This window comes from Salmonella enterica subsp. diarizonae, from assembly GCF_008692785.1.
In the GTDB taxonomy this organism is placed as follows: domain Bacteria; phylum Pseudomonadota; class Gammaproteobacteria; order Enterobacterales; family Enterobacteriaceae; genus Salmonella; species Salmonella diarizonae.
The window spans coordinates 43,669-55,977 of sequence record NZ_VXJV01000005.1 but is presented as its reverse complement, the minus strand read 5'-3'; the positions used below and the strand labels follow the sequence as shown (position 1 = coordinate 55,977).

At 39.5% G+C, this 12,309-nt stretch carries 14 protein-coding genes and 1 pseudogene; 1 reads left to right on the top strand and 14 read right to left on the bottom strand.

The annotated features are described in order from the left end of the window. The first annotated feature begins 20 nt into the window (after positions 1-20). Positions 21-1,118 (top strand): flavodoxin-dependent (E)-4-hydroxy-3-methylbut-2-enyl-diphosphate synthase, encoded by a 1,098-nt coding sequence (ispG, locus tag F4V72_RS11460; protein ID WP_136058450.1) that lies wholly within the window; start codon positions 21-23, stop codon positions 1,116-1,118. Positions 1,119-1,291: 173 nt separating this feature from the next. Here the strand turns inward: ispG and F4V72_RS11455 are convergent. The 14 genes and pseudogenes from F4V72_RS11455 to F4V72_RS11395 form a co-directional block, all read right to left on the bottom strand. After that, a pseudogene (locus F4V72_RS11455) lies at positions 1,292-1,438 on the bottom strand (IS481 family transposase); the annotation flags it as partial. Between the two features lie 177 nt (positions 1,439-1,615). Next, the gene (locus tag F4V72_RS11450; protein WP_136058451.1) at positions 1,616-2,464 is read right to left on the bottom strand and encodes a hypothetical protein; all 849 of its coding nucleotides are present in this window, start codon (positions 2,462-2,464) and stop codon (positions 1,616-1,618) included. A 507-nt stretch (positions 2,465-2,971) separates the two neighbouring features. Beyond that, positions 2,972-3,982, bottom strand: a complete 1,011-nt coding sequence (locus tag F4V72_RS11445) for an outer membrane beta-barrel protein (RefSeq protein WP_071891249.1) — start codon at positions 3,980-3,982, stop codon at positions 2,972-2,974. A gap of 97 nt (positions 3,983-4,079) precedes the next feature. Then, positions 4,080-4,490, bottom strand: coding sequence for an EscU/YscU/HrcU family type III secretion system export apparatus switch protein (locus tag F4V72_RS24620; protein WP_232081672.1), 411 nt, complete (start codon positions 4,488-4,490; stop codon positions 4,080-4,082). 22 nt (positions 4,491-4,512) lie between these two features. Then, positions 4,513-5,118: an EscU/YscU/HrcU family type III secretion system export apparatus switch protein gene (locus F4V72_RS24615; protein ID WP_136058453.1), complete on the bottom strand. Its 606-nt coding sequence runs from the start codon at positions 5,116-5,118 to the stop codon at positions 4,513-4,515. Further along, positions 5,115-5,909, bottom strand: a complete 795-nt coding sequence (gene sctT / locus F4V72_RS11430; protein WP_232081673.1) for a type III secretion system export apparatus subunit SctT — start codon at positions 5,907-5,909, stop codon at positions 5,115-5,117. Before sctT ends, F4V72_RS24615 begins: the two co-directional genes overlap by 4 nt. A gap of 4 nt (positions 5,910-5,913) precedes the next feature. Further along, positions 5,914-6,180, bottom strand: a complete 267-nt coding sequence (gene sctS, locus F4V72_RS11425; RefSeq protein WP_088734314.1) for a type III secretion system export apparatus subunit SctS — start codon at positions 6,178-6,180, stop codon at positions 5,914-5,916. A 10-nt stretch (positions 6,181-6,190) separates the two neighbouring features. Then, positions 6,191-6,850 (bottom strand): type III secretion system export apparatus subunit SctR, encoded by a 660-nt coding sequence (sctR, locus tag F4V72_RS11420; RefSeq protein WP_136058454.1) that lies wholly within the window; start codon positions 6,848-6,850, stop codon positions 6,191-6,193. Further along, the gene (locus F4V72_RS11415) at positions 6,847-7,785 is read right to left on the bottom strand and encodes a FliM/FliN family flagellar motor switch protein (RefSeq protein WP_170245759.1); all 939 of its coding nucleotides are present in this window, start codon (positions 7,783-7,785) and stop codon (positions 6,847-6,849) included. The genes sctR and F4V72_RS11415 overlap by 4 nt, the downstream gene beginning before the upstream one ends. Next, positions 7,766-8,101, bottom strand: coding sequence for a hypothetical protein (locus tag F4V72_RS24135; protein ID WP_170245758.1), 336 nt, complete (start codon positions 8,099-8,101; stop codon positions 7,766-7,768). The genes F4V72_RS11415 and F4V72_RS24135 overlap by 20 nt, the downstream gene beginning before the upstream one ends. A gap of 68 nt (positions 8,102-8,169) precedes the next feature. Next, positions 8,170-8,550, bottom strand: a complete 381-nt coding sequence (locus F4V72_RS11410; protein WP_136058456.1) for a hypothetical protein — start codon at positions 8,548-8,550, stop codon at positions 8,170-8,172. Positions 8,551-8,555: 5 nt separating this feature from the next. Continuing rightward, positions 8,556-9,881, bottom strand: a complete 1,326-nt coding sequence (locus tag F4V72_RS11405) for a FliI/YscN family ATPase (RefSeq protein WP_053508669.1) — start codon at positions 9,879-9,881, stop codon at positions 8,556-8,558. After that, complete coding sequence (gene sctV / locus F4V72_RS11400) at positions 9,881-11,923, bottom strand: type III secretion system export apparatus subunit SctV (protein ID WP_136058457.1); 2,043 nt, start codon at positions 11,921-11,923, stop codon at positions 9,881-9,883. The genes F4V72_RS11405 and sctV overlap by 1 nt, the downstream gene beginning before the upstream one ends. Further along, entirely contained in the window at positions 11,920-12,294 is a 375-nt protein-coding gene (locus F4V72_RS11395; RefSeq protein WP_053529186.1) for a hypothetical protein, read from the bottom strand. The genes sctV and F4V72_RS11395 overlap by 4 nt, the downstream gene beginning before the upstream one ends. Between the last annotated feature and the right edge of the window lie 15 nt (positions 12,295-12,309).

Genomic DNA, 12,309 nt, shown 5'->3' with positions numbered 1-12,309 from the left:
ATTAATTATTAGGTAAGATTATGGAAAATGGTATTTTATATAAAAAACGCAATTCAAAAAAAATTTACGTCGGCGATGTCGCTGTAGGTGGTGATGCTCCGATAACTGTACAATCAATGACAAATACTAATACCTGTGATATACATTCCACATTAGAGCAGATCCACAAACTAGAATCGGCAGGAGCCGATATGATTCGGATTTCCGTTCCCACGATGGAGGCAGCAGAGTCTTTTAAGAAATTGAAACAATACAGTCAGGTACCATTGATTGCAGATATTCATTTTGACTATCGTATTGCATTAAAAGTCGCAGCTTACGGTGCTGATTGTTTGCGAATTAACCCCGGAAATATAGGTAATGAACAACGGATATCTTCAGTCATTGATTGTGCTCGGGACTGTAATATACCTATCCGTATTGGTGTCAATGCTGGTTCGCTTGAAGTGGATATTCAGGAAAAATATGGTGAACCAACACCGGAAGCACTGCTGGAATCGGCTATGCGGCATATTAATATTCTGGAAAAGAATAATTTCGATAACTTTAAAGTTAGTGTGAAGGCATCTGATGTGAATCTTGCGGTAAACGCCTATCGTTTGCTGGCAAAAAAAATTGAACAGCCATTGCATCTTGGAATTACTGAAGCAGGGGGATTTCGGGCTGGAGCGGTAAAATCTGCTATCGGTATCGGATTATTGCTTGCCGAAGGTATTGGTGATACTTTACGTGTATCTTTGGCTGCAGATCCTGTAGAGGAAATAAAAGTAGGATTTGATATTCTAAAATCCTTACGTTTACGTTCACGAGGGATTAATTTTATCGCTTGCCCGACATGTTCACGTCAAGAATTTGATGTTATCAGCACGGTGAATGAGCTCGAGCAACGACTCGAAGATATTGTCACTCCTCTTGATGTGTCAATTATTGGTTGTGTTGTGAATGGTCCGGGAGAAGCACTGGTATCAACGATAGGAGTAGCCGGAAGTAAGAGTAAAAGCGCACTATATTTACATGGAATAAGACAGAAAAAACGTCTGAATAATGAAAATATGATCGATGAACTTGAGAAGGAAATCCGAATGCTACTTACTCAAGACAGTCATGAGAAATCCTGACATCCTGCACGCCGTAAAGGATGTGAATCCCTGCTACATTCAAGTGTATTAGCTCAAACCTGATCTGACAGTTACCGGTTATTTATACAGATATCTGTCAGATTACATCTGCTTTAAATTTTCTCAACCCAGATGCGCTTTCCATCATCAAGTAACGTTTCTATTGGCGTTCAGCCACAACACAATTTTCCCTGAAGGGCTGGTTCATTATTATAGTGGGCCAGCCATTCATCATGATCCGATTGTAATACTTCAAGATCTCCGTATGATTTTTTGCGGAACATCACCTGATAAAACTCGTTCAGTATCGTTTTTATGAAACATGAGGGTTACCGCGTATTTTGTATAAGGATTCGACGCCCATATCAAAATCGGTAACTCTCAACCTTTCAAGGCCATAGGTCAGATCAAGTCGCGAGTAATACAGCTCAGCACCTGTCCCGGTCACAAAAAGCCTCCGACAATGAAGTGATTTTTATAGCAGCAGGCAAAGCCACCTATGAGATCAGACTACAAACAGACATTAACTCAAAATAATTTCGTCGATCAGCGACCGAACTATTTTCGAGTAAATTAGATTGTATCGTTCTAATGTAATCATTAAGCATTCGGAGATGTGGGCTTACCTGTCTGGCATGACTATCACGCCCGATAAATAGCGAACACATCTTCGAAGGATCATTAGCTTGGGTGATTCTGACACCAATAATCACTTTCTCATTTAGCCTGTTAGTATAAACATAGGTTGCCCCTGATAATTCTACAGGTGGATTTTCTTGGGTATGAAACGCAAACAAGCCTGGATTGGAAGCTACTTTTTTATCAAAATATGTCTGCTCTGCATCGGATGCACGTTTTGTTCCATACAATGCAGAGAATGAAACTTGATTATTTGATCGCAAAAAGAACTCATTTGTTTCTTGACGACTAGTAACCGTTGATTCTATCGCCCTGTTTCCTCGAATACCAGAGTGAAGTAATGACTGAGGAAGATATTCTGCACATAATGGTGTTGGGGGATTATTTGTATGGACTATTACAGATAAACGCGCTGTAGGATCGCGAGTTAAACAATTCATCAGTCCAGTTTCAATTGTTGCTTGCATACCTACCGTGATTTTTCTATTCTTCTCATCGTCTTGTTGCTGACTCCACATACCATCCGATATCAATATATTCTTACATGCTATCATGTCACATCTATGCGCTTCTGCAGTAGAAGCATCCGAACCTGGCAGTATTGGGGTGTTGTGAATAAGGCTATCAATCTCTTCTGCCAGAACTTGAGGCAACACCTGAGCTCTACTGATATTCATAGCATAAGAATTGCTATTTGTTATCTTCATATTATTTTTACCTCACCTTATTAAATAATGTGCGATATAGAATATAAACTTTACCTACGATAATATTCGATGGATTTCTGGAGTTGATAACAATATCCATAGAACCACCAGAAACAACTGAAAGAGAAAAATGATGACATCCACCCGTTGTTTTATATATTTAATACTCTCAACTGATTGAACGTTGCAACAACAAGATCAGCTATTTTTACATCTAAATTTCCCAGTATATTCTTGTCCTGGATTGGAAAGCCTTCGCTATTCACTACCACATTGCTATGTAATAAAGTTTTTATGCTCATTAGAACAAAGCCGGCATAAAGAATGTCTGCTCATACCGGCAATCATTAAGATATGGATTATCAGAAAATATTCTCTAAAAAATCAGTGCTAATAAAAACGCACAAGCCACAATTGTGACTATACAACAACCAGCAAGAAAAATCTTTGCTCCAATGGTAAAGTTCATTACTCCCCCCCTAAAATTTTAGGGAAAATGACTCATCGTTAGTCCGTCTGGATAGAGACCCTACGATTCAATGAATAGTTCTCTTCCTGATCTGATAAACTATGTTTAGTTGACAAATGTTTATTGAACTTTGAAGTACTTCCGTGAGCATGTACAGATATATTTTTTTTATTAATGCCCTGCTCAAGCAATAATTCCCTGACATTATCTGCTCTACGGCTGGAGATGATAAAATTATTTTTTTCACTCCCTGTTATATCACTATAACCATCAATGTTGAATTTTGTTACCGAGTCTGGTTTTCTTTGATGATAAAAATCAATAATTTTCTGTCGATTATTTTCTGAGAGAATATACTGATTAAATGGATAATAGATTACCAACTCATGGTTTAGCGGTACAGTTTCTGATATCGGCGGTTTAACATCCTCAACTGGATGACTTATAATAGATGGTTGCATCGATTCGCTAGCCTGGCCGAAATGCCATGTTATGCCAAGAGATAAATACCCATTATTTAGGGTAGCTGAGGTCGCCGCATCATTCTCAATATGTCCCGTCCATTGATATTCGATGCGCGATGTCATATTCGGACTCCAGCTATGCTCAACCCCTATAGCAAGTAAAGGCGCTATGCCTGTACCAACCTCACTTTTATTAATATCATCGTTACTCATATCGCTACGGTACCACATACCACCCACTCGTCCATACAGATCCTGGCCTGACAAAGAGTAAGTAAATTTACTGCTCAGGGTGATTCCCTGCACATCTATGGATTGACCATCATTTCCCTTCACACTGCCAAGGCTGTTAGCGCCCCCCTCCAATGAAAACCATGGCGAAAACTGATAACCAATAAAACCACCAAAGCCGATAGTATCCTTGCGATGGCTTTCAGTGAAGTTATTGTTGTCAAATTTTGACCAACCAACATTAGCACCTGCGTATAACCCGTCACTAGCAGCATGAGCCTTAGTAGCCAAAGGTAGCAATGGCAGCAAGATCAGGCAAAAAGTTTTTCCTGTTAAAAGATGTTTAGTGCCCACACAATTATCCCAATATGAAAGTTGAATTCTTCACAGGGATATTAGCAAAATCAAACCACACACAAGAGAACAACAAAGGACTCCAAAAAATCCAATTTTACCCTCTAATTTTAATCATTGCTAAAATTTCAGAAATCGCATGAAAAAATGGCGGCGTGATGTATTGACCGATAGTAATATCTTTATTCAATCCACGAGCAAGAGGTATATTTTCAATTACAGGAACACCTTCTTTCTCTGCAATTTCTATTATTTTTAAAGCCTGATAATCAGTGCCTTTAGCAACAACCTTTGGTAAAGGTGTAGTATCTTCATTGTAATAAATGCATATTGCCAGGTGGGTAGGATTTTTTATCACGGCACTAGATTTCTTAACCATCACCGCTAAACTGCCACTTTGTATCTCCTGGTGTAGGGAATGGCGATGTCTTTTTATTTCCTCATTCCCCTCCATTTCCTTAATTTCTTTCTTAACTTCTTCATGTGACATTTTTAGATTTTTCAGCAATTCATAGCGTTGGTAAGAATAATCAGCAAGAAAAAAAAACAATATAGCATAACACTACCACTCCCCAAAGCCAAAAAATAATCTGCACTGTTACTTGCATAGCCTCAATAGGTTTCAAATACACCATATTTCTAAGCGAGGGTGTATATTGATGAAATAGATAATAAAAAGCACAGCCAATTACTGCCATCTTAACTACATTCTTTAATAATTCAACAAGCGACTTTATCTGAAGTATATTTTTCAGATTCTTAACAACATCAAGCTTATTAATTTTAGGGATCAGTGATTTACTGGAAAATAAAAATCCAATTTGTCCTATATATGATGCAATTGATGCAAAAAACAATATTAAAAACATAAAAGTAAGATCTTTAAAAAAGAAAGAACAAAGTGCTGAAAAAAATGCAGCAAACGCTGTTGGCAGGGGTTGTTCAAATTGTTCAAATGTTAGCAATAGTATTTCACTTAAATCCTTCCAAATATCATTACCAAAAGTATAGAGGTATAATAAAATAACAGCAAGCTGAACACCTGCTGCCAGTTCATTACTTTTGGCTACCTGTCCTTCTTCACGCGCTTCCCGTAATTTTTTAGGTGTCGGGGGGAGTGTTTTTTCTGTACTCATTGAATGTTTCCCCAAAGAGTATGAAATGACAATAGATTACTTGAGATTACATGCCCTAGATCACTCAGCGAAAACCCAATGGTTATCATTAAAACCAGCAATGCAAGTATACTTTTTATCGACATTGCCAAAAAGAAAACGTTAAGCTGTTGCGCAGTTCTATTAAGTAACCCCATCCCAACATCAGTTAGTAACATAATTGCAGCAGCTGGCAATGAAAACCTTAGAAATAAATTAAACAATAAATCCCATTGCTGCTTGATAAATATTAGCAACTGCTGATTAAAGGCAATATATTTACCGGGAGGAAATAAAACATAAGACTCATATAAAGTCGTAATTAGTGCATTCATCCCACCACAGCTAAAAAAGACAACAGTCAATAATTGAGAAAAAAACACACCAAGTAACGTTGATGATTCAGAGAGAGTCGGGTTATAAATACTGCCCATTGATGAACCACGCATAGTATCAATCAGAAAACCAGCAGAATCAATTGCCCAAAAAGGAATTCCCGCAACAAACCCAATCAATATCCCAATCACAATTTCCTGGCACATTACCAAAAAAAGTGGAAATCCTATAGCATTATCCTCTATAAGAGCATTACTCGCATCTATTGCAGGATATATAGGGACAACTAACAACATGATAATTGAGTTACGAATTAATGATCCACCGATATTTTTACTCTCCAGTAATGGCATTATCAAAAATAATCCCAATGGCCGTAAACAAGCCATAAAAAAATGCGGGCCAAATTTTACGACACTCAATAGAATATCATTCACAACATTACCTGTTAATTTGCTGGAATATCAGATTGGTATAGTTAATCAAAGAATTTCCCATCCAGTTATAAGTCATAACAAGTACTATTGAAACAACTACCAGTTTAATCAGGAATGGAACTGTTTGATCCTGAATTTGTGTTACAGCCTGTATAAGGCTAATAAGTACCCCAACGATAGAGGCTGCCGCAACTGTGGGTAGAGAAAGCCATACAACAATCCATAAAAGTTCCACTCCAAGATGAGCTATAACTGCATTATTCACTATCATCTACCCTGAATTAAAAGGAAAGGACTAATTTCTCTATCAGATACTGCCATCCACCTGCAATAATGAACAACATAATCTTAAATGGCAGGGATATCGTAGTAGGCGAAACCATCATCATCCCTAGTGCCAGCAAGATATTTGACACAATCAAGTCAATTGCTACGAATGGTAAGTACAGCAGTAGACCTATTTTAAATGCTTCATCTAGTTGCGTAATACCAAAAGCAGGTAGCATAACAAACAAGGAGTTTTCATTCAGTCTTTGCTGATATTTTTTCGGCCATATCTTATTCCCGATCTGGCTAAAATAACGAATTTGTTTCGCTTTTGTATTTTTTTTCAAAAATGATAAATAAGGCTTAATTACTGTTCTATCAATATTCTCATATAAACTCGAGTCAGAAATAGAAAACGGCTCTTTTTGAATATTGTCGTTTATTGACATGCCTACTGGTGCCATTATGAAAAATGTTAGAATGAGAGCAAGGCCATAGATTGCCATATTAGGAGGAATCTGTTGTATCCCTAATGCATTTCGTAGCAATGAAAACACAACTGCTATTTTCAAAAAAGAAGTACAGCTAACCACTATAAAAGGCAAAATAGAAAGACATACCAGTAAAATAATTAGCGCATAAGGTTGATGGATAAAGTCATTCACGTTTTTCATCCTTGCAATAATTTATTAACACGGACTCCTGGTACATTATCAAGTAAAATAAAATCACCAGTAGCAAAGACTCGTCCGTTAACACGGATATTTACTGTTGTTGCCGTAGAAAGCTCTGATTTTATAATGCTACCCGGCTTCAAAGCTGCTAATTCTGCAAAAGACATTAATATACTTCCAATCTCAAAAGCGATGCTCACATTAATATCATCTAAAGAGGTCAATACAGGATTCGCATCAATAATATCATTCTGTTCTTCCGTGGTAATCTCACTCACAGTATATTCCTCGTTGCTTCTAACTAATTTAATGTTAATTTCAGCGGCAAGCATCCAATAGTTACCAGCGTTTAAATGGTTGTCCGTCTGAATAATGATTACCGCTCCCAACACAAATTGCTTGAGCATTCTCAAAGGAATCGTCATACGGCCTATTGTGACTGGACAACGCAGCAAAGGTTTAGAAGATCCTATTGTTTCGGCCAATGGCGTCCATCCCTTGATTAACCAGCGAAGTGCATCAGCAGGCCAATCAATTAGATATATCTCAAATTTTTTATCAACTTGATTTAAAGTCAGTACTGGACTCCAGCAAGGCAAGAGACTGGATTGACCCGTTATCTCTTTTAGTGAAATATCTGCGAGCTTCATTTCATCGCTTACAGGCAATAAACTCCACTCACCGACTAATTGAAGGAAATGGCGATCGACCTCATGTAAAGTGAAAAAATGTATTTTATCTTCAATCCAATTACGCCAGGAAGATTCTTCACACCATGCATTTAACTCTTGTTGATGCCATCTAAATGTCCACCAGATACCCTCTCCACTAATCATACGTAAATTAAGAATGGATTTACTATTGTTTTTATAATAACCAGAACCAATCAATGTTGATTGTTCAATAAATAGATGACTATAACCTTCGATTTTCAAGCACCACCTCAACTTTGCAAGTTTCACACCCTGCAGACAATTTCTTCGCAATCCCTGGAGATAATTTTTGAAGAGTGTATCCTTGCTCATAAGTATCCACTTTAAATATAATCAGCAAAGCTTCTTCATGAAACGAAATAAATATTAACATGTCATAAAAAAAGCCACTTTTTACCTGATAACAGACGTTATTATCCCTTTCAATATGAGTTTCAACACATCTACCAAAAGATGATAAAAAACTAGCCAACTGAAATTTCAGGGACATTTGCCTGAACATCTCTTTCTCTTCGAAAACGATAGAACTAATCTTCATGGGAGGATCTATAACATTATCCCGCGAAACTATTATCTTCCTGGAAGGTAATATCATGTCGTAAGGCATCAATTATCAACGCCTTCTAAAATCATATAGTTTATTTTATCTTGTGATCTTAGTACTTGTCTTAACATGCCTTGTAACTCTATTTCTTCCTGAGTCAGTCGCGTATGGAGCTGTTGCTGCATTGAAATTTGCTGTCCAATAGCCTCATATTTTAATTGATAACTATGCATATGTTCACTCCATCTTATTAACACTCTGTGATCTATGACTCCCGTTAACTCCAGGCATGCTAATTGCCATTTATCTTTTATTTCATTCCGATGTTGTTGCAGGAGAGATATCTCTTGCTCAACTTGGTGACGCAAACGCGTTGTATGAGCCAGTTCGTTTCTGAGTCCTCTTTCTCTATGCTGTTTAATCTTCATAAGCTGATGAAGCATACTGGCTATTCCACTGCTAACTTCAGCAATTCTAGCGTTTCCGATAGTGATTGTGGATTACCCGCGGCCTGCTGTAGAAACTGCTGTATTACGGGCCAGCACCTTAATGCCTTATCAGCATCAGGATCCTGCCCTTCTCTGTATTCCCCTACACGAACCAGTAATTCAATTTCACGATACAAGGCTATTAATGTTCGTAAATGCCCGGCCAACCTCATATGCTCACTAGTTACAATTTGCCGCATCACCCTACTAACGCTGGCGCTAACATCTATTGCGGGATAATGATTGGCCTCGGCAAGCTTTCGTGACAATACAATGTGACCGTCAAGAATAGAACGAACCTCATCGGCTATCGGCTCATTCATATTGTCCCCTTCAACCAACACTGTATAAAAAGCAGTTATGCTGCCAACCTTGCCGTTCCCGGCTCGTTCAAGCAAACGTGGCAACGTTGCAAAAACGGAGGGTGGAAATCCCGAAGCAACCGGTGGTTCACCACTGGATAACCCCACCTCTCGCGCTGCACGGGCATAGCGTGTGAGAGAATCGATCATGAGTACAACGTTTTTACCCTGATCACGGAAATACTCTGCTATTGTTGTCGCAACGAAAGAAGCTTTCAGGCGTTCTAACGCGGCTCTCTCTGAAGTCGCCACTACTGTGACACAGCGTGAGCGAGCATAGTCGCTCAGTGTATATTCGAGAAATTCACGAACTTCACGTCCACGTTCTCCAACAAGGGCTAGTACAATAACGTCAGCTTCAACCCCATCGCAGAGCATACTCAACAACGTGCTTTTCCCCCCGCCGGCCGCAGCAAAAATCCCTAATCGCTGCCCACGGCCACAGGTGAGTGTAGCGTCGATCGCCCTGACACCGACAGGTAAAATCTCTTCAATTAATGCCCTTTCCATGGGGTCTGGTGGGGCCGATTCTAAAGGACGATATTCCACCCCATAAGGAATATCGCTGCTATTTGGCAAACGTCCTAATCCATCTAACGTTTTACCCAGCAGAAAATCACCGACGGCGATTTGATACTCAGCACCAGAAGCAACGACAGATGTTCCACACCGTAGCCCAACAGCGATATCAAAGAGAGATAAGCAGGCATAACCATCCTGTAGTGACACCACCTCTGCCAGTAATCTCTGCGCACCGATATAGCAAAGCTCACCCAAATGAGCCCACGGCAAATATGCCTTTAACACTGTTGTATTAACCTCCGTCAGGTAACCAACAGGTATAACTCTTGGGGCATGTAACTTTCCCTGCATTTGTGTCGCATTAATACTAGTAATTAATTTACCTATATCGGGTTTGCGCATCAGGAGACATCACCTATCAGGTCAATTCCCCCCATAACATCAAATTCGTTTACATCATTTACTTCCATAAATGAAAGAACAGAAAACATAAAATGTTCCGACTCAATCATTTTTCGTAAGTAACGCCGGGTATCAATAGCGGTTAACACAATCCCCTGCTGGTGATCACCAAGCACCTGTGCGATTCGATCTGTGATATTCTGAGTAACATCTGGCTCCATTGCCGAATAAGCTCCTGCAACAGACTGTCGTATTGATTCACGAATAAGATTTTCGATATTAGAACCGATGATCCATACCTTCCCTGTACCCTTTTTGTGTTGCCGATTAACTATTTGTCTCTTTAATGCAACACGAACATATTCAGTCAACGTGACAATATCCTTTTCCTTTGGTGACCAAATAATGAGCGTCTCAAAAATAGTACGTAAGTCACGAATCGAAACCCCTTCTTCCACTAAACGCTGTAATACATCAGAAACGCGATTTAGCTGCACCTGTCGTTGCAGTTCTTTAACCAGTTCCGAATAGTTGCTCTCCATAGCATCCATCAGGTAGCGTGTCTCTTGTACGCCAATAAACTCTTTCGCATTTCGCTCAAGTATCACTTCAAGGCACCAGGTTAAACCTCGTGCACATTCATAAACGGTATCCCCCTGGGATAAAACCTGATCTTTGGCCTCTTCACTTAACCAATATATATCCACGCCAGACAACAATTTTTGCTTGTACACCCCCGATTGTACCTCCGTCAGCGAGGCGCCAGAAGTAGCCATATAGGGATGGTCTGCCACCAGAAAGACTTCACAGACAGGTTCGTGATAAAGACAGAAGACCACTTTAGGCGTGTCGCCTTCCTCTTCACTCCCCAATTTTTCAACTCTAATTTTACCTAATGCGATTCCATAATTTTCAAAAAAACGCCAGCGTAATGCTTCCAGCGCATCAGAGAGCCCCCCCTCATCAATGGAAGAATGCACTCGTACTAATAGTGGCTCTACTCCCGGAGACAAATTAGTGCTGCCATTATTCCCTTGTTCAGCGCTATGAGTATCATCACCATGATCTCCTCGCCGGTAAACAAGATAACCGACTATCCCAATAAGAGCAGCCATAGGTAAAAATACTGCGGCAGGAAATCCAGGAATAAAAGCGAAAATCACAAGAACAGAGCTTGCAATGATAAGTGGCATACTGCGGCCACTAAGTTGATGAAACAGTTCGGTGGCGAGATTTGTTTTACCTTTTACTCCAGGTACTCGCGTGACCAGCACACCGGCGGTAATAGAGATCAATAGAGCAGGTATTTGCGCAACCAGGCCATCGCCAACAGAAAGTATGGAATAGGTGGAAAGCGCCTCTGAGATTCTCATACCTTCATGCATTACGCCAATCGCCATCCCACCAAAAATATTGACCAAAATAACAATGATACTGGCAATCGCATCCCCTTTTACGAACTTCATGGCACCATCCATAGAACCATACAGTTTACTTTCGTGCTGAACCATTTCCCTACGCATGGCCGCCTGCTCAACGGTAATGGAGCCAGCACGTAAATCACCATCAATACTCATCTGCTTTCCGGGCATACCATCAAGAGAGAATCGTGCGCTAACCTCAGCAACACGTTCAGACCCCTTGGTAATAACAATAAACTGCACAATGGTAATAATAGAAAAGATAATTAGTCCAACGGTCAGGTTTCCACCAACAACGAAATTACCAAAAGCATAGACAATGTTGCCAGCATCGTGCTGTAGCAAAATCAATCTGGAAGTACTCACAGTTAAAGACAGGCGATATAAGGTAGTAATAAGTAATAACGAAGGAAATACTGAAAACTCAACAGCATTATTCAAATAAACAACGACCATCAATAACACAAGCGAAAACATCAGATTGAAAGCAATCAGTACATCCACTACCTCTGTCGGTAGTGGTAGTATCATCATAAATACGGCCAAAACCAGTACCGTAGCTAAGATTGCCCCCTGATATCTACTAATCTTCGCCAGATCAGATAAAGTAACGTTCTTCATTGTTCACTCAAAAATGAAAGCATATAATCCTTTTGATATTCGAAAATTCGATACCAATCTTCAGCACCTAACTCTTCAGGCAGCAGGCAACTCAATGACAAGCGATTATTGACGAAAAAAAAGCTCCCAACAACTCCAAAAATAGACTCCGGTCGCATACTTTGACACATCCTTAGTGCAATATCGGGCCGTGGCGCATTTATTTTTAATATCAAAACCAACTCAATTTTCGCGCCAATACCCACGGCATTAACTTGTGCAATAAAGGAACCGACTGAAAATGTATTTTGCGAGGTAATATTAATTCTGTGAATTCCACAAAATGAGAAAAATAGTTCGAGCTTACTTATCATCTGTAAATTCAAAATCATCGCAATATTCTCATA